General features: G+C 46.1%; 21 protein-coding genes and 1 riboswitch. Of the genes, 13 read left to right on the top strand and 8 right to left on the bottom strand.

All coding sequences use genetic code 11. From position 1 onward, the window contains the following. Positions 1 to 2 precede the first annotated feature (2 nt). On the top strand, positions 3 to 419 hold the full coding sequence (locus QMA01_RS09745) for a CBS domain-containing protein (protein WP_191714912.1): 417 nt from the start codon (positions 3 to 5) through the stop codon (positions 417 to 419). A 48-nt stretch (positions 420 to 467) separates the two neighbouring features. Here QMA01_RS09745 and QMA01_RS09750 read toward each other — a convergent pair whose 3' ends face one another. After that, entirely contained in the window at positions 468 to 881 is a 414-nt protein-coding gene (locus QMA01_RS09750; RefSeq protein WP_290214875.1) for a hypothetical protein, read from the bottom strand. Positions 882 to 1,020: 139 nt separating this feature from the next. Between QMA01_RS09750 and QMA01_RS09755 the strand changes: the two genes are divergently transcribed. Continuing rightward, positions 1,021 to 1,320 (top strand): cupin domain-containing protein, encoded by a 300-nt coding sequence (locus QMA01_RS09755; RefSeq protein WP_191714914.1) that lies wholly within the window; start codon positions 1,021 to 1,023, stop codon positions 1,318 to 1,320. A 187-nt stretch (positions 1,321 to 1,507) separates the two neighbouring features. On the opposite strand, the gene QMA01_RS09760 is transcribed toward QMA01_RS09755, so the two are convergent. Continuing rightward, positions 1,508 to 2,224 (bottom strand): DUF6904 family protein, encoded by a 717-nt coding sequence (locus tag QMA01_RS09760; RefSeq protein ID WP_290183857.1) that lies wholly within the window; start codon positions 2,222 to 2,224, stop codon positions 1,508 to 1,510. 13 nt (positions 2,225 to 2,237) lie between these two features. Continuing rightward, positions 2,238 to 2,945 (bottom strand): 23S rRNA pseudouridine(2604) synthase RluF, encoded by a 708-nt coding sequence (gene rluF / locus QMA01_RS09765; RefSeq protein ID WP_290183858.1) that lies wholly within the window; start codon positions 2,943 to 2,945, stop codon positions 2,238 to 2,240. A 205-nt stretch (positions 2,946 to 3,150) separates the two neighbouring features. Between rluF and adh the strand changes: the two genes are divergently transcribed. The 4 genes from adh (at position 3,151) to QMA01_RS09785 (ending at position 6,006) form a co-directional block, all read left to right on the top strand. Beyond that, entirely contained in the window at positions 3,151 to 4,671 is a 1,521-nt protein-coding gene (gene adh / locus QMA01_RS09770; RefSeq protein WP_290214876.1) for an aldehyde dehydrogenase, read from the top strand. A 58-nt stretch (positions 4,672 to 4,729) separates the two neighbouring features. Continuing rightward, positions 4,730 to 5,092 (top strand): DUF779 domain-containing protein, encoded by a 363-nt coding sequence (locus QMA01_RS09775; protein ID WP_191714918.1) that lies wholly within the window; start codon positions 4,730 to 4,732, stop codon positions 5,090 to 5,092. A gap of 142 nt (positions 5,093 to 5,234) precedes the next feature. Further along, a complete protein-coding gene (locus QMA01_RS09780) occupies positions 5,235 to 5,423 on the top strand; it encodes a hypothetical protein (protein WP_142826824.1) in 189 nt (62 codons plus the stop codon). Beyond that, positions 5,416 to 6,006: a Fic/DOC family protein gene (locus QMA01_RS09785; protein ID WP_191714919.1), complete on the top strand. Its 591-nt coding sequence runs from the start codon at positions 5,416 to 5,418 to the stop codon at positions 6,004 to 6,006. The genes QMA01_RS09780 and QMA01_RS09785 overlap by 8 nt, the downstream gene beginning before the upstream one ends. A 31-nt stretch (positions 6,007 to 6,037) precedes the next feature. Here QMA01_RS09785 and QMA01_RS09790 read toward each other — a convergent pair whose 3' ends face one another. Next, complete coding sequence (locus QMA01_RS09790) at positions 6,038 to 6,850, bottom strand: AAC(3) family N-acetyltransferase (protein WP_191714920.1); 813 nt, start codon at positions 6,848 to 6,850, stop codon at positions 6,038 to 6,040. A 93-nt stretch (positions 6,851 to 6,943) separates the two neighbouring features. Here QMA01_RS09790 and QMA01_RS09795 point away from each other — a divergent pair, with 93 nt between their 5' ends. Beyond that, entirely contained in the window at positions 6,944 to 7,420 is a 477-nt protein-coding gene (locus tag QMA01_RS09795) for an acyl-CoA thioesterase (protein WP_191714921.1), read from the top strand. 36 nt (positions 7,421 to 7,456) lie between these two features. On the opposite strand, the gene QMA01_RS09800 is transcribed toward QMA01_RS09795, so the two are convergent. Further along, positions 7,457 to 7,972, bottom strand: coding sequence for a DUF421 domain-containing protein (locus QMA01_RS09800; RefSeq protein WP_290214877.1), 516 nt, complete (start codon positions 7,970 to 7,972; stop codon positions 7,457 to 7,459). A gap of 310 nt (positions 7,973 to 8,282) precedes the next feature. Here QMA01_RS09800 and QMA01_RS09805 point away from each other — a divergent pair, with 310 nt between their 5' ends. Beyond that, on the top strand, positions 8,283 to 8,504 hold the full coding sequence (locus QMA01_RS09805; protein WP_290183861.1) for a hypothetical protein: 222 nt from the start codon (positions 8,283 to 8,285) through the stop codon (positions 8,502 to 8,504). 65 nt (positions 8,505 to 8,569) lie between these two features. On the opposite strand, the gene QMA01_RS09810 is transcribed toward QMA01_RS09805, so the two are convergent. Then, positions 8,570 to 9,589: an SEC-C domain-containing protein gene (locus QMA01_RS09810; RefSeq protein WP_191714924.1), complete on the bottom strand. Its 1,020-nt coding sequence runs from the start codon at positions 9,587 to 9,589 to the stop codon at positions 8,570 to 8,572. 265 nt (positions 9,590 to 9,854) lie between these two features. On the opposite strand from QMA01_RS09810, the gene lepB reads away from it, so the two are divergent. Then, positions 9,855 to 10,388: a signal peptidase I gene (lepB, locus tag QMA01_RS09815; RefSeq protein ID WP_191714925.1), complete on the top strand. Its 534-nt coding sequence runs from the start codon at positions 9,855 to 9,857 to the stop codon at positions 10,386 to 10,388. Between the two features lie 73 nt (positions 10,389 to 10,461). Here the strand turns inward: lepB and QMA01_RS09820 are convergent, their stop codons facing one another. Then, positions 10,462 to 11,625 carry a pyridoxal phosphate-dependent aminotransferase gene (locus QMA01_RS09820; RefSeq protein WP_191714926.1) on the bottom strand — a complete coding sequence of 388 codons (1,164 nt, stop codon included), beginning with the start codon at positions 11,623 to 11,625 and terminating at the stop codon, positions 10,462 to 10,464. Between the two features lie 86 nt (positions 11,626 to 11,711). On the opposite strand from QMA01_RS09820, the gene QMA01_RS09825 reads away from it, so the two are divergent. The 4 genes from QMA01_RS09825 to QMA01_RS09840 all read left to right on the top strand — a co-directional run bounded on the left by QMA01_RS09825 (position 11,712) and on the right by QMA01_RS09840 (position 15,239). Then, the gene (locus tag QMA01_RS09825; protein ID WP_191714927.1) at positions 11,712 to 12,500 is read left to right on the top strand and encodes a carbon-nitrogen family hydrolase; all 789 of its coding nucleotides are present in this window, start codon (positions 11,712 to 11,714) and stop codon (positions 12,498 to 12,500) included. 51 nt (positions 12,501 to 12,551) lie between these two features. After that, positions 12,552 to 12,653, top strand: a riboswitch (SAM riboswitch). A gap of 68 nt (positions 12,654 to 12,721) precedes the next feature. Beyond that, on the top strand, positions 12,722 to 13,735 hold the full coding sequence (locus QMA01_RS09830) for a methionine ABC transporter ATP-binding protein (protein ID WP_290183863.1): 1,014 nt from the start codon (positions 12,722 to 12,724) through the stop codon (positions 13,733 to 13,735). Next, complete coding sequence (locus tag QMA01_RS09835) at positions 13,725 to 14,396, top strand: methionine ABC transporter permease (RefSeq protein ID WP_191714929.1); 672 nt, start codon at positions 13,725 to 13,727, stop codon at positions 14,394 to 14,396. Before QMA01_RS09830 ends, QMA01_RS09835 begins: the two co-directional genes overlap by 11 nt. A 12-nt stretch (positions 14,397 to 14,408) precedes the next feature. Then, positions 14,409 to 15,239 (top strand): MetQ/NlpA family ABC transporter substrate-binding protein, encoded by an 831-nt coding sequence (locus QMA01_RS09840; protein WP_203340061.1) that lies wholly within the window; start codon positions 14,409 to 14,411, stop codon positions 15,237 to 15,239. Positions 15,240 to 15,304: 65 nt separating this feature from the next. Here QMA01_RS09840 and QMA01_RS09845 read toward each other — a convergent pair whose 3' ends face one another. Beyond that, positions 15,305 to 15,868, bottom strand: a complete 564-nt coding sequence (locus QMA01_RS09845) for a GNAT family N-acetyltransferase (protein WP_191714931.1) — start codon at positions 15,866 to 15,868, stop codon at positions 15,305 to 15,307. Between the last annotated feature and the right edge of the window lie 76 nt (positions 15,869 to 15,944).

A 15,944-nucleotide genomic window follows, 5' to 3' on the forward strand; every position in this document is an offset into this window, starting at 1 on the left:
GGATGAAAATCAAAGAGATCATGACGACCGATGTCGAAACGTGTATGCCCGAATCAACGCTCCAGGAAGTTGCCTTAAAGATGCGGGAAATCAACGTGGGGTCTATTCCGATTTGTGAGGATGGTCGTTTGGTTGGAATTGTTACTGACCGAGATATTGTTGTCCGCGGCTTGGCTGAACAAATCCCTAGTGAGGCGCCTATTTCGGAAATTCTGTCAGCGGAAGTCGTTACGGGAACTGTAGACTTGACTGTTGAAGAAGCGGCTGAGATGATGGCCACGCATAAGATCCGCAGATTGCCTATCGTGACAGGAGAACAAGTAATCGGCATTGTTTCATTGGGGGACTTGGCAATAAGGGACGTTTCAGCAAACCATTATGCAGAGAATACCATTATTGAAATCTCGGAAGTGGAATAATAATAATCAAAAAAGCCGATTCGCAGTGAATCGGCTTTTTGAGGGAGTTTATTCAGCTTTTTCGATAAGAGAAGCAGAAATCATAGGCATTTCTTCGGCCTTGCCTTCAAAAATGCCATCTGCTGTAATGCGGTCTCCGACTTCAACGGGAGTTTCCGCCATATTCCGAACATAAACCTGGCTTTCGCCATCTCCTACAATGAAGGAAGGAAAAGCGATGTCATCTGCCAGTTCTTCAACTGTTCCTTGAATCGATACGCCTGCGCCTTCTTCAACGTTTCCGGAAGACAGTTCATCAAAGCTTACAAATTCTGCATTCTCAGCTTCTGCTGGGGCCGTAGGATCCAACTCTCCTTTTGGAGCAGTCACTTCTGTCTGGGTTTCTTCTGTAACATCGGGTGCTGTCCCTCCGCAAGCAGTTAATAAAAAGACCAGACTCACTGGAATTAGAACTTTGTACATAAACTCACACTCCTTAATAAATACGGTTAATTGACTTTACCCTTTACCGAATGCTTCCTAACACGGCCGGCGAAGTTGCGGTTTTCTTTTCATTTCCCCGTGTTCAGTGTATGGTGTGGAAAAGGGGTGAGATGAAGAGATGGAATTGATTGAAACACCCAATCTGCTGGAAGAGAAAAACAAACATATTCAAAAAGCATTAAGTTTCGGCAAAACCAAAGTCGTGAACATGCAATTGCAGACAGGCGAAAAGATTGCTGAGCACGATTCTGCAGCTGATGTGGTCATTATTGTACGGAGCGGAAAAGTCTCATTTAATGTGGAAGGACAAACGGTGGAAGTTACACCTGATACCATTCTGCATCTGAATCCGAAAGAAAAACACAGCCTGACTGCAATTGAGCCAAGTGATTTGTTGGTTCTTCAAATTACTTCATGAAAAAAGCTCACGCTGAGAAAGCGTGAGCTTTTTTCATGGGGTTGAGCTGCTTACGCTTTTCTTGTTGTCCAGCTCCAGCAGCCAGTCCCTCGAGTCGCTTCAGTTTTACCGAAAATGGCAAACAACGCCATTACCGGTAAAGCTTCCAACGCTTGTCGGAGCTAAACGGCTGCTTTCGCTTTTCTTGTCACCATTCAAAGTCTTCTGGATACTCCGCTTGGACAGTGATTTCATGTATCGACTTTTTATGGGGGGCAGCGGCAGCTAGAACCTGGTTGCGGAAGGCAGTATAGTCCTGGTCCTGCACTGCAATTTTCATGGCAATGGCAGACAGGCTTTGTTCCCGCTGCTGTTTGGTCATGCCGATGTATTTCAGGTTTAAAAAGTCTACGTATTGGATGGCGTAGTCATTTACAGTAACCGGCTGGTTAAAGGATTTCAGGATCATAGCGAACTCCTCTTGAGGAACGTGCCCTTGCAGGCAGTCGAGTACCAAAGACTGGAAGCGGGAAATGACCGGTAAATGGATGTCCCACAGCGGAAATTGTTTTTCTTCCTGGTAGAACTTAACAAAATCCTTCAAGGCAATAACCGCATATATTAATTCCGGCCAAAGAATTTCGGTTGAAAAGTAAATATTCTTATCAGGAGCGATAAAGCCATGCTGTTTCATCGTATGATCGTGAAGACCATTGAAAACGAAGTCAACATTGCGGTCGCCTTGAGCTGCATGGCGGATTTCATAGGAAATGCCTAGAATCCGCATCCGGGATCCCTCATAACCGTAATACTGGTCTTCTTGCCCGATGACTCTGTAGATCGCCTGGTTCAGTTCATCCAAATCGAAATAGTCACCGCTGATTTTAACACCTGTATGGTTTGGCGTGCTTTTCATGGTCAACATGGCAATGTCCTCCTCAGCGTTTTGGTGTGTAATCGAGTTCAGCAAACAACTCGGTGCGTTCAGCATCGGTTAAATCGCGCCATTCACCCACAGCAAGATCTCCGAGCAGTATGTTCATGATGCGGACCCGTTGTAAAGCTCGGACTTCATAGCCGAGTGCTGTGCACATGCGGCGAATCTGCCGGTTCAATCCCTGCCGTATCGTCAGTTTAAAGGTATAAGTGGAGAGCTTTTCGGCTTTCGCCGGAAGGGTCTTTGTATCGAGAATTTCCACCCCTTCCTCCATTTTTGCCAAAAACGATTCAGTGATCGGCATATCGACTTTGACGATATATTCTTTTTCATGCTCATTTTCAGCACGAAGAATTTCGTTGACGATGTCGCCGTCGTTGGTTAATAAGATCAGGCCTTCTGAATCTTTATCGAGGCGGCCGATATGAAAAATGCGTTCGGAGTGGTTGACGAAGTCGACAATATTTCCTTCGATATGGCGTTCGGTCGTACTAGTGATGCCAACTGGCTTATTCAAAGCCAAATAAACATATTGCTGTTTCGGCTGTTCAATAACTTTTCCATCTACCTGGACTGTATCTCCAGCTTCGACTTTACTGCCGAGTTCGGCAGGCTTTCCATTGATGGCCACACGTCCCGCTTCGATGAACTTATCGGCTCCGCGACGGGAAGTGATGCCTGTTTCGCTTAAAAACTTATTGATTCGCATAATAAATTCCTTTCAATTCCGTATTTCCTGTTCTCGTTCTCATTATACATGAACTATAGGATGAATAAAAAATTTCGGTGTTCTACAGTTGCAATTTTTAGATTAGTTTGACAATATAGAAGGGAAGCTGTTATTGATGCGCCAAGGGGTATTGATTAAATGTAAGCGCGTACATAATGGTAAAAAGAAAAAGGGAGAGATGAGAATGGTCTATGCAATGCCAAACACGGAAGGTTCGAAAGTTACGTTTAAAGATAAGTACGAAAACTTTATAAATGGGGAATGGAAAGCGCCGGTAAAAGGCCAATACTTTGAAAACGTGTCACCGGTCACGGGCAAAAAGTTTACGGAAATCGCCCGTTCGACTGCTGAAGACGTGGAGTTGGCGTTGGACGCAGCGCATGCAGCCAAAGATGCCTGGGGGAAAACGTCGGTCACGCAACGGGCCAATGCCCTGTTGAAGATTGCGGACCGGATGGAACAGAACCTGGAAATGCTGGCCGTTGCGGAAACGTGGGATAACGGCAAAGCCGTGCGCGAAACCTTGAATGCCGATCTGCCATTGGCCATTGACCATTTCCGTTATTTCGCCGGCGCGATCCGTGCGCAGGAAGGGTCACTGAGCCAAATCGATAACGATACCGTCGCGTATCATTTCCACGAGCCGCTTGGTGTGGTCGGACAGATCATCCCGTGGAACTTCCCGATCTTGATGGCGGTCTGGAAATTGGCCCCGGCTTTAGCTGCCGGCAACTGTGTGGTATTGAAACCCGCAGAACAGACACCGGCAAGCATTTTGGTGCTGGCTGAATTGATCGGCGATATTCTGCCGCCGGGCGTACTGAACATCGTCAACGGTTTTGGCCTTGAAACCGGCAAGCCGCTTGCTTCGAGTCCACGCATCAGCAAAGTCGCATTTACCGGTGAGACGACGACTGGGCGTATGATCATGCAATACGCTTCCCAGAACCTGATTCCGGTCACGTTGGAACTGGGAGGCAAATCACCGAACATTTTCTTCAAAGACATCATGGACCAGGACGATGCGTTTCTGGATAAAGCCATTGAAGGATTTGTCATGTTCGCCTTGAACCAAGGGGAAGTCTGTACCTGCCCGTCCCGTGTACTGATTCAGGAGGACATTTATGACGAATTCATGGAACGTGCACTAAAACGCGTAGCGGCCATCAAAACCGGGAACCCGCTTGATCCGGAAACGATGATGGGTGCGCAGGCTTCCACGGAACAGATGGAAAAAATCCAGTCCTATTTGGACATCGGCAAACAAGAAGGCGCCAAAGTGCTTGCAGGCGGCGACCGTAATCACTTGGACGGCGAACTGTCCGAAGGTTTCTATATCCAGCCGACGGTCTTTGAAGGCCACAACAAGATGCGCATTTTCCAGGAAGAGATTTTTGGACCGGTCGTATCTGTCACAACGTTTAAAACAAAAGAAGAGGCGCTTGAGCTGGCCAACGATACACTCTACGGGTTAGGGGCAGGGATTTGGACACGCGACACCAACACGGCTTACCGTTTCGGCCGGGGCATCCAGGCAGGACGCGTATGGACGAACTGTTACCACCAGTACCCGGCCCACGCAGCATTCGGCGGTTACAAAATGTCCGGATTCGGCCGTGAAAACCATCTCATGATGCTCAATCATTACCAGCAGACGAAAAACATGCTGGTCAGCTACAGCGAAGACAAGCAAGGATTCTTCTGATCCCAAGGAATAACCAACCCACAGGAATTTCGAAGATTACCGGAAAGTAGGGATAGCAATGGTCGAACGCGTAATTGCGACAGATGCTGCTATTGAATTGATTCAATTGCTCAAGGAAAAGCACGGTCCGGTCATGTTTCACCAATCAGGGGGCTGCTGTGATGGCAGTTCCCCGATGTGTTATCCTGAAGGCGACTTGTTTATCGGAGATCAGGACATTCTGATGGGCGTCATCGGGGACAGCAAATTCTATATGCACAAGAACCAATTCGACTACTGGAGCCACACGCAATTGATCATTGATGTCGTGCCAGGGCGAGGCGGAATGTTCTCTTTGGAAGGAGTCGAAGGCAAGCGATTCCTGACAAGGTCACGTGCTTTCACTCCTGAAGAGGCCAAGGAACTACAGGAACAGGTTTAAAGGAAACCGGATGCTGATGCATCCGGTTTTTTAATGCCGATACCTATTGAAAAGGTATAGAAAACCTAGATGAATCAAGGGGTGAAGATAGAATTCATGCTGGGAAAATGGTATAATTGCAGCATGAAAGGTGGTCATACAGTTGACGAAATTAGTGAACCGAGTTTCCCATGAACAAGCCAATCACGCGATTTCCTGCGCTTCACATTCTCTTGTTACGGAGGGGTTTGATGTAACAAATGAGGATGAGAATTTCGTTCGGTCGGTATTGACTGGTGAACGGACGGAGGCACAATTCCATCAGGCCATCAAAAGGAAGTTCGATGTCTAAGTATCAGCATACTTCAATGTATTGCTATCCTGGAACTGATGTATTGATCAATTTGTTTGATGTACAGGACGAAGAAAAACTGAAGGAGCTGGAGAAAGTCTATACACTGTTCCGCCTTTCGGAACTCCAGTTGCAGAAACCGGCAGATCCTGTGGATGCGAAGGCATTTTTAGCCATTCATCGATACTTGCTCCAGGATGTCTATCCATTTGCTGGAGAGTTGCGGCAAGAGATGATTTCAAAAGGTTCTTCATCTTTTGCGCATCCGAAACACATTGAGACGCATCTCATGAAAATTTTTGAAGAACTGAAAGCAGAAAATTACTTAAAAGACTTGCCGCGAAATGGGCTGGTTTCCCAGCTTGCCTATTTTCTGTCTGAGTTGAATGCCCTTCATCCTTTTCGGGAAGGCAATGGTCGCAGCATCCGTGAATTTGCGCGTCAGTTGCTCTTGAATGCAGGATATCGGCTGGATTGGGAAAAAGTACTGGAACCTGCAGAGATCATCAATGCTTTTGTCGATTCATTCAATAAAGACAACAACCGTCTGGAAAGGCTGTTGGATGAAATCATTACGCGGTAAAAATGCCAGCTGCTCAAAGAGCGCTGGCATTTTACGTGCTTTCTGGTGCCGGCTGAGTGCGAAGCCAGTCAATTCCAAATTCGACCAGAGGTTTCATTTCCGCAAGACGGATTTGGGCTTGTCCGAGCGATCCTTCGACAATGTTGCCAGGAAAGGCTTTCGCAATTTCCGGAAAACGATCCGAATCCATTTCTACGCAGTCGTAGGTCTGCCAGACCCTTTTTCCGTCGAGCAAAATAGCGGCGCCTTGTGGAGAAGTGACGCGGTGTTCTTGAACAAATTCAGCATAATGGAGAGCGGTGCATGAATCGAAACCGACGCCGATCAACAGAATTTTTACATGTGCCTGCATCATTTTTGCGAGTGGGGAGCGTTTGCCGAAGGAATCGTCAATCGGCTGTTCACTCATCCAATCGGCTGCCTGTCTGCCCCATGCGATAAAGGAGTGGGATGGATGCGGGCTTCGGATGGTCAACGGATGACGATGGAAACATTCCGCGATTTTTCCCATTCCGCGCATTCCACTTAAAAAAGGATCGAACGCAGGAAGTTCATCACGGATCGGCTGATGCCAATTTTCAGGGACCGGAGGCTCCATCCAGTAAACAGGGTCTGAGTTGTCTGCAGACTGTGCGGGCATAATTAATGTGCCCGCATCAGTGACAGTCTCCATTAAAGCTTCCACGACGGCTTGAGCGCCTCCAGCGACCCATCCCATGGACTTTAGTGAAGAGTGGACCATCAATGCGTCTCCAGAAGTGATGCCAAGCTGATGAAGCTGGCGTTTTAATGTTTCTTTCGATTGGAATTCAGGTGTGTTTAAAATATTCAATAACTCTGACATAAAGTATCCCTCCGATTTCACTATATTATAAAGGAAAGCCTGTTGTTTTGGGAAACCTCTGTCGACAGGGCAAATGAGAAAGGAATGAAGGCAATGGAAGCAAGATTTATGAAAGAATCCAGAACAATTCAAACGAAATTGGTGCTCCCTCCGGACACCAACCACATGGACTCCATATTCGGCGGAAAAGTATTGGCTTATATCGATGAGATCGCAGGAATTACAGCGATGAAGCATGCACGCCGCAAGGTAGTGGTGACAGCATCAATCGACTCGGTGGATTTTTTATCTTCGGCACGGGTCGGAGATGTATTGGAGCTTGAGGCGAACGTCACTTCAACGGGCCGGACATCTATGGAAGTATATGTTCGGGTAAAATCACAAAACCTGCAAACGGGGGAAGAAAAACTGACAACGGAATCATTCTTGACGATGGTAGCAATGGGGGACGACGGGAAACCAACTCCTGTGCCGGCTGTTGTGCCGGAATCCGAAGGGGAAAAGCTGTTTTTTGAAACAGCGCCCGCAAGACGTGAACACCGGAAAAATCGAGTGAAAACACCAAGATGATAAAAAGGTGCCTGGATGTTTGTCCATGCACCTTTTCTATCTTCCGACTGATTCCTTGGAATTGACGTTTTCCAGCGCATTGCCCGGTTCGTTGCTTATGACAGACAGGCTGCCGTCTGTTTCCAAAACGACAGCTGCCACTTTTTCAGTAGAACCTGAGCCGGAATTTCGGATAGCCTGCAAAATTTCAATTTCTTTGATGCGTTCTTTTTTCATAGCGCTTCTTAAAAATTGGCCGTTCAGAAACAATAGGCGTGGCTCCGACTTAATGACGTTGTTGAACCAGTTGGAATGGACCGAAAGAAAAGTGATGACATACTGCAATAGAATCAGTAAAGCGAATGCGGTCAGCCCTTCAAGCAGGCTGATGCTGCTGTCCAGTAGAATAGTGGCCAATGTTGAGCCTAAAGCCACCGCTACGACTAAATCAAAAGCGTTCAATTTAGTCAGCGTGCGTTTACCGGAAATGCGGAGAAAAATGATTAAGCCGATATAAGCAAGGAATCCGACTGTGACGATCCGAATAAAGCTGTCGAGAGTAATTTCGAACATTTTATCCCTTCTTCTGAAAAGGGTTTTGATAATTTTATCCACATGTTGATAAGTTTTATTTATTCTTAAATATCAACAAAATTCAATCATCTTATCCACATAGCACACATTTTTTGTTGGTTTATTGTGTATAAGCATAAAAATATGGAGTTTTTTATGCAAAAATGCAGGATTGTGGACAATTCTGCTGTTACTCGTTATGATTCCCTGTAAGTTATCAACAAACGCCAAAAACCTAAATTGCTGAACTCCTTCCTATTTTGGAAGGGAAGACATACATCACTTGAATTTCAGTTGGGAGTGATTGAGGATGGCATCGGTTTTGAATGTACTTCGCCTTTTGGGTCTGGTGATTTTTGCTGCAGGACTCGGTCTGTCTTTGCTGACGCTGGCCAATTTTGTTTTCGGCTTTACCGACGGTTTATGGCTGCGTATCTACTTCATACGCTTTTATTTATTTTTGGCGGTTTCCGGTATTCTGTTGTACATCCTCATTACATTCCGAAGAAAAGACGATGAAAAAAAGGAGTAGCCGAAGCTACTCCTTTTTGCTGCTTTAGCAGTCATGAAGGAAAAATCCCTCAAGCTGGTTAAAGCTTATTTTTTTGCTAGCAATTCTTCGAAATAAGCTCCGAATTCTTTTGAACGCTTCAAGATTGTGCTTGAAGACACGCCGAATTTTTCGCTTAAATCTTTTGCAGATAGCATAGGGCCTTTGATCAGCTCATGGTCCTGCAGGAATCTCCAATATCCGGCTACAAGAGCTTCCGGTTTTTGGACAGTCGGCTGCTGGCTGACAAGATAGCTGTTCAAGATGCTTGTAACATTGCTGACGGTCTCTTCATCAAAATCCGCCTGCTCAATATGCTTATCCAGTTCTGCCATAACAGAATCGTGTTCAGGAGAAAGCTGAATGCTTTCTTCTACACTTCCAGTTGAATACTTAACGATTTGTTCGACAACTGCTAAGTAGTTGTCACGCAGGTAGCTTTCATCCTGCGAAGCATTTTCAGAAGCGATTTGAGCTTTCAACTGCTCGAAGAACGGTGCGAATTCACCGACAACCGTCAAATAACCGTTGAGGAATAGTACACCTTTTTCTCCCACGCGAGAGTCCGGAAGCAGGATGGCCAATAAGCCTTGCCCGTTTTCCATATCTGTTGGAGGCTGATCGGCCATTTCAAGTGTTTCGTTTGTAAAGACATCGGTGAACTGTGCTTTTTCCGCATCGCCCTTAACATATTGGCCAAGGAACACTTTCACGTCTTTCCAGTCTTCCAGCACTTCTTTGGTCGAAGGACGCTGGGCAAGTTCGATTTGTTTCGCTAAGAATTCTTCCCATAGTTCAGGTTTTTTCATGAACAGGAAGTTTTCGATTACGAAAGCCTGTGCATCGTTTTCAGCCATTGATTGCATCAAGCGTGGCTGCCATTCTTGCTGAAGTTCACGGAATTCTGCAAGTTGTTCCTGGTTTGGATTTTCCGAGAAGAACTGTTGGCGTACTTTGAACAGTTCATCATTCACCAAATCATTGATGGATACAGTTTGCTGTTTTCCGTGACATTTTTTGTATTTTTTGCCGCTGCCACATGGGCATGGATCATTTCTTCCTACCATTCTAATCACCTACATTTTTTATTGAGTGTAACATAAAATTGCGATACGCTCAAAAGTCTGACGATTCAGACGGGAATCGGCCGTATGAAAAAGGGTGTAAGGCTGCTGATGCTGTACCGAATAAGGAGTTGGGCAACAGACAATTCGGACTGGAAAAATCTTAAACACTTTTGGGATTCATTAGGTATTAGAGAATCGAAAGTATGCACAAATTGGCATGCGTATTATAATTAAGAAAGAATAAGCAGGAGCAGGAGGGGACGATGTGTTTGAAGATCCGGTAAAAGAGTTTATTTCCTGGATGCGGGTCATCTTTTTGACTGTGCTTATCGTCTTGGGATCACGGTATTTTCTGTTTGAACCGGTAGCTGTCCATGGAGAATCCATGATGCCCACGTTCGAAGAAAATGACAAAGTCATGCTTTTTAAGATTCATACGATAGAAAATTTTGACATGATCGTCTTCAAAGCACCCAATGGCGTCAATTTCATCAAACGGGTAATCGGTGTTCCAGGAGACCGCATTTCAATGAAAGACGATCAGCTGTATGTGAACGGCACTCCCCAAGCGGAACCTTATTTGGATAAGAACCGGAAAGCGGCGGAGCAAGAAGGATTGATGCAGCTGACTGAAGATTTCCAGGAATTTGTCGTACCTGCCGAATCTTATTATGTATTAGGGGATAACCGCTTAAATAGCATGGATTCCAGGGTTTTGGGTTTTATTTCTAAAGACTCAGTCCTTGGTGAAGTGAAAATCAGGTTGTCGCCTTTCGAGCATATCGGTTTTGTGAAATGAATCAGATGTGGACAATCTTCTCAATTTTTAAAAGGACAGCAGCCCCGTATTGGGACGCTGTCCTTTATGCACTCTAAAATAATTTCAAAGCTTCGATGCGATTGACCGCTTCAATGATGCGGGTTTCATCAACCAGTAATCCGACACGGACAAAACCTTCTCCAACATCGCCGAAACCACTGCCTGCCGCAACTGAAATATCTGCTTTCTCAAGAAGGAAGTCGGCAAATTCCACGCTGGTGAAACCTTCTGGAACCGGCAGCCAGGCAAAGAAAGAGCCTTGTGGTGCTTTGATGTTCCAACCGATCCGCGCGCATTCAGCCACCAGGACGTTGCGGCGTTTTTCATAAAGGCCGACCAATTCATCTACGCATTGCTGGTCGGCATTCAACGCCTCTGCCGCAGCCAATTGGACGGCAGGGAACAAACCGGCGAAAAAATGGTCCTGGATCAAGTTCAAGGCTTCAATCATTTTGGAATTGCCGACAGCAAATCCGATGCGCCAACCTGCCATGTTGTAAGTCTTCGATAAAGTGTACATTTCGATGCCAACTTCTTTAGCCCCTTCAGATTGAAGGAAACTGACCGGTTTTTTTCCGTCAAACCCGACAGCTCCATAAGCGAAATCATGGACAACCGCAATGCTGTTGTCCTTGGCGAATTTGACTGTCTCATCGAAGAATTCTTTAGTCGCTACTGCACCGGTTGGATTGTTCGGGTAGTTCAAATACATCAGTTTGGCACGTGAACGGATGCTTCCAGTCAACTCGGCATAATCCGGCAAATAGCCATTTTCCGGATTCAGCCTCATCAGCTCATACCCGATATCTGCAAGCGGGGCTCCCGACAGGTAATCCGGATAACCGGGATTCGGCAGAAGTAATAGATCATCTGGATCCAACAAAGCCAAGGGCAGCTCAACAAGTCCGATTTTCGTTCCTGCCAAGATTGCCACTTCGAGGTCAGGATCGATATCCACACCATACTCGCGTTTGTAAAAATTCACAGCGGCTTGACGCAGTTCCGCTATGCCGCGAAAAGGTGAATATTTATGCGTTTTTGGATCGGCTGCAGCGGTTTGCAGGGCTTTGATAATATGATCGGGCGTCGGCTGGTCGGGATTGCCTTGGCCAAGATTGATGACATCGCGTCCTTCAGCGATTGCTTTGCTTGTTTTGGCCACCAGTGAAGCGAAAAACTGCGTGGGCAAGTTTTGGAGCCGTTTTGAAAAGTCCATGTGATTCTCCTTATTTTCGAAATAATTGCACTTCTACTTCAAATCTTATAGAGTTGAAGGTAACTTGTCTAGTGGAGGAGAAACGAATGAAAATTGCATGCGTTCAAATGGATATCGCTTTTGGTCAGCCGGAATTGAATTATCGGAAGGTCCTGGATTATTTAACGGAAGCGGCAAGCAATGGAGCGGAGACGATCGTCTTGCCTGAAATGTGGAATACAGGATATGCATTGACCGAACTGGATACATTGGCAGACAGCACAAACCGGACAGTGGAATTGCTCAAAAGTTTTGCGAAAGAGCATAAAGTCAATATTGTGGGTGGCTCTGTTTCGACTGAAAAAAACGGAGGATTCTATAATACGATGTACGTTGTCGACAAAGACGGCGGGCTGGTTTCGGAATACGATAAAGCTCACCGTTTTTGTTTAATGGATGAACATATCCATCTTGAAGAAGGCGATACACTTGGCACATTCGAATTGGATAATCAGACATACGGAGGCGTCATTTGTTACGATATCCGTTTTCCTGAATGGATCCGTGCCCAGGCGCTGAACGGTGCAAAACTTGTATTTGTATCAGCGGAATGGCCCGAAGCGCGGATTGATCATTGGCGCATCTTGTTGCAGGCACGCGCCATCGAAAACCAAATTTTTATTGTCGCCTCGAACCGTATCGGCAGTGATCCAAACAATGAATTCGGCGGCAGCACGATGGTGATCGCTCCCTGGGGAGAAGTTCGTTTGGATATGAAGAAAGAGGAAGGCATTGGTTATGCAGAAATCGATTTGGATGAAGTAGAGGAAGTCCGGAAGCGCATTCCGGTATTCGCCGATCGCCGTGAGCAATTGTACGAAAAATTCAAAAAGTAGATTGACACTCGCTGGGGATGCCTGTAACATAAAATTCAATTAAATAACTTAAACTTATCAAGAGAGACTGAGGGACAGGCCCTGTGACGTCCGGCAACCCCCGATTGGGAAGGTGCCAAATCCAACGGAACCCAATGTTCCGAAAGATAAGTCGAGAAACTAAATTTTTCGATGCTTCTTTCTTGATGAAAGAGGCATCTTTTTATTGGCGGGAGGAAGCTATGATACAGATTGAGAAATTGACGAAAACTTACACAACTAAGCATGGCACCGTCACTGGAGTGGATAATGTTTCATTGGAAATCGGAAAAGGTGAAATTTTCGGCATCGTCGGCTATTCAGGTGCCGGCAAAAGTTCGCTGATCCGTTGCATCAACTTGCTTGAACGGCCGACTTCCGGCAGCGTCACAGTAGATGGCAATGATTTGACCAAACTACACAGTGAAAAATTGAGAAAAGCCCGTTTGAAAATCGGCATGATTTTTCAGCATTTCTACCTGATCAGCCAAAAGACGGTGTACGAAAATATCGCTTTTGCGCTTCGGGCTGCAGGCACTCCATCTAAAAATCTGAAAGGCCGCGTGGAGGAATTGTTGGAAATGGTCGGTTTATCAGATAAACGCGATGTTTATCCAGCTCAATTGAGCGGTGGACAGAAACAGCGTGTCGGCATCGCACGGGCATTAGCCAACAATCCGGCCGTTTTGTTATGTGATGAAGCAACATCGGCACTGGATCCGAATACCACATTGTCCATTTTGCGTTTATTGAAAGACATCAATCTTAAATTGAACATCACAATTGTACTGATTACGCATGAAATGAATGTCGTCAAGGAAATCTGTGACCGCATGGCCGTCATGCAAGGTGGCCGTGTCATTGAAGAAGGTCAGGTCTACGACATTTTTGCAGATCCTCAAAAGGAATTGACTAAGGAATTCATCTCCAGCGTCGTCTCTTTCAATGTTCCGGAACATCTGTTGAGCGAATTTACGGGTACAGTAGTGAAAGTGTTGTTCAAAGGGGGAGTGGCCGGAGAAGGCGTAATTTCCGATATGCTGCAGAATTATCCGGTCAAAGGAAACTTTTTGCATGGAGCAATTGAGTACATTCAGGAAAGGCCGCTTGGCGTTTTTATCATGGAGTTGAAAGGGACTTCTTCTGACGTCATGGATGCATTGAAGTATATGGAAAGCAGATCGGCAATTGTGGAGGTGATTCCGAATGGGCGTTGAATGGGGACGAATTATTGAATTATGGCCCGAAATACAGACTGCTTTTTTTCAGACACTGACAATGATCGGGATTTCCTTGGCAGTGGCTTTGATTGTCGGCCTGCCTTTGGGAATCTTGCTGTTCATTACAGACCGCGGCTTATTTCTTGAAAACCGGCCGGTCAATGCTGTGATTGGTTTTATCGTCAATATTGTACGCTCTATTCCGTTTATCATTTTGTTGGTGGCACTTATTCCACTGACGAAACTTATTACAGGAACAACCATTGGCCCGATTGCGGCGAGTGTGTCCCTATCGGTTGCGGCGATTCCGTTTTTCGCACGTATTGTGGAAAACTCACTGCGTGAAATCGATAAAGGCGTCATTGAGGCAGCGATTGCCGTGGGTGCGACACCATGGATGATCATCAAAGACGTTCTGCTGCCGGAAGCGAAAGCAAGCATTATCCAGGGGGTGACATTGACCATCATCAGCCTGGTCGCCTATTCTGCGATGGCAGGCGTAGTAGGCGGCGGAGGCATTGGAGATTTGGCCATCCGCTTCGGCTATTACCGCTACGATAATACGATCATGATTGTTACTGTTGTCATTTTGATTGTGTTGGTCCAATTGATTCAACAAGCTGGCGACTATACGGCGAAAGCCATCGATAAACGATAAGGGGAGAATGACATGAAAAAATTAGGATTTATTTTAGCAGCAAGCGCATTGGCTTTGGCAGCATGCGGCAGTGGAGAAGAAAGCGGCTCTGAAGGAACTGGAGGAGAAGCTTCGAAGGACATTAAACTAGGGGCTACTGCAGGTCCATACAGCGACATGCTGAGCAAGGCGATTGTGCCTGGACTTGAAGAAAAGGGTTACACAGTGGAATTGGTGGAGTTCAGCGATTACATTCAGCCGAACGTAGCACTCGATGGTGGCGATATTGATGCCAACCTGTTCCAGCACACGATTTACCTGGAAAACTTCGAAAAAGAGAATGGCATGGACCTATCCGCACTGATTACGGTGCCAACAGCGCCTATGGGCCTCTACTCGAACCAATACGATTCTTTGGAAGCAATTGAGGATGGAGCAACCATTGCGATTCCGAACGATCCGGTCAACGGTGCACGTGCTTTGCTGATGCTGCAGGATGAAGGCTTAGTCGAGTTGGATCCGGAAGCTGAAGTGCTGCAGGCGTCCGAAAGAGATGTTATTACAAATGAGAAAAACTTGGAATTTCAGCCGATCGAAGCAGGCCAATTGCCGCGGGCAGTTGATGGTTCTGACTTGGCGGCTGTACCCGGAAACTTTGCAATAGCTGCTGAAATGGATCTATTGGATGCATTGGCACTTGAAAACATGCCGGATCAATATCGCAATGTAGTGGCGGTCAATGCAGAAAATGAAGACAGCGAATTAGCAAAGGATTTAGTGGAAATTGTGGAATCGGCTGAATTTGAAGCAGTCATTGATGAAGAATTTGAAGGATTCGGCAAGCCGGAATGGATGGCTGAATAAAAATTTCGATACAGAAAGCCGCTCCAGCGAAAAAATCTGGAGCGGCTTTTTTATGTTGAACAATGTCAGGAAATGGTCTTGACCATATGATGGAAAGGCTCACCGATAATGGTCCAAGGCTCCGTTATGGAATAGCCCAGGCGTTTGTAGAGGCGGATCGCTCCTTCTTTACCAATATCCACATTCAACGAGAGTTTGCCGCCTCCTTCAGCCAACACGCGTTCTTCTGCGAATTCAAATAGCTTCGAGCCGATTCCTTGCCCCTGGTAGGCTGGATCGACTGAGACAGTATCGATATACCATTCGTCAAGATGGGCTTCCGGTTCAATGGAACGATCATGGCCTTGCTTTTTCAGTTGATCAATTAAATAGCGGTCCAGGGCTTCAGCTTGATTGCCGTGATAGAGCACCAAGGCGCCCGCAATAGTGCCATTGACTAAAGCGGTGTAGGTATAGTGATAGCTATGGCGTGTATGTTCCCCGCGTACCATCTCCGCAACTTTTTCCAATACGGCCCCTGGCTCTTTTTGTGCCGTCATATGATCGGCGATTTCACCGATGGCATTAATAATGAGCGGCGCTACGTTTTCTGCGTCTTCTGGCCGTGCTTGTCGTATAATGACATTCATACGGTATTCCTCCTTTTCTTACTCAACAATTAAATTATAGCAAGGAAGAAGCCATTTAACATGAAGGAGGTCAACA

This window comes from Planococcus notacanthi, assembly GCF_030407825.1.
GTDB classification, from domain to species: domain Bacteria; phylum Bacillota; class Bacilli; order Bacillales_A; family Planococcaceae; genus Planococcus; species Planococcus notacanthi.

Coding starts and splice junctions, on each gene's coding strand:
- QMA01_RS09795 (WP_191714921.1), top strand. CDS start 6,944: ATGGAAGCAAGATTTATGAAAGAATCCAGAACAATTCAAACGAAATTG.
- QMA01_RS09755 (WP_191714914.1), top strand. CDS start 1,021: ATGGAATTGATTGAAACACCCAATCTGCTGGAAGAGAAAAACAAACAT.
- QMA01_RS09750 (WP_290214875.1), bottom strand. CDS start 881: ATGTACAAAGTTCTAATTCCAGTGAGTCTGGTCTTTTTATTAACTGCT.
- QMA01_RS09745 (WP_191714912.1), top strand. CDS start 3: ATGAAAATCAAAGAGATCATGACGACCGATGTCGAAACGTGTATGCCC.
- QMA01_RS09825 (WP_191714927.1), top strand. CDS start 11,712: ATGAAAATTGCATGCGTTCAAATGGATATCGCTTTTGGTCAGCCGGAA.
- adh (WP_290214876.1), top strand. CDS start 3,151: ATGGTCTATGCAATGCCAAACACGGAAGGTTCGAAAGTTACGTTTAAA.
- QMA01_RS09835 (WP_191714929.1), top strand. CDS start 13,725: ATGGGCGTTGAATGGGGACGAATTATTGAATTATGGCCCGAAATACAG.
- QMA01_RS09830 (WP_290183863.1), top strand. CDS start 12,722: ATGATACAGATTGAGAAATTGACGAAAACTTACACAACTAAGCATGGC.
- QMA01_RS09820 (WP_191714926.1), bottom strand. CDS start 11,625: ATGGACTTTTCAAAACGGCTCCAAAACTTGCCCACGCAGTTTTTCGCT.
- QMA01_RS09775 (WP_191714918.1), top strand. CDS start 4,730: ATGGTCGAACGCGTAATTGCGACAGATGCTGCTATTGAATTGATTCAA.
- QMA01_RS09790 (WP_191714920.1), bottom strand. CDS start 6,850: ATGTCAGAGTTATTGAATATTTTAAACACACCTGAATTCCAATCGAAA.
- QMA01_RS09810 (WP_191714924.1), bottom strand. CDS start 9,589: ATGGTAGGAAGAAATGATCCATGCCCATGTGGCAGCGGCAAAAAATAC.
- QMA01_RS09845 (WP_191714931.1), bottom strand. CDS start 15,868: ATGAATGTCATTATACGACAAGCACGGCCAGAAGACGCAGAAAACGTA.
- QMA01_RS09805 (WP_290183861.1), top strand. CDS start 8,283: ATGGCATCGGTTTTGAATGTACTTCGCCTTTTGGGTCTGGTGATTTTT.
- QMA01_RS09760 (WP_290183857.1), bottom strand. CDS start 2,224: ATGTTGACCATGAAAAGCACGCCAAACCATACAGGTGTTAAAATCAGC.
- QMA01_RS09785 (WP_191714919.1), top strand. CDS start 5,416: ATGTCTAAGTATCAGCATACTTCAATGTATTGCTATCCTGGAACTGAT.
- QMA01_RS09800 (WP_290214877.1), bottom strand. CDS start 7,972: ATGTTCGAAATTACTCTCGACAGCTTTATTCGGATCGTCACAGTCGGA.
- QMA01_RS09840 (WP_203340061.1), top strand. CDS start 14,409: ATGAAAAAATTAGGATTTATTTTAGCAGCAAGCGCATTGGCTTTGGCA.
- rluF (WP_290183858.1), bottom strand. CDS start 2,945: ATGCGAATCAATAAGTTTTTAAGCGAAACAGGCATCACTTCCCGTCGC.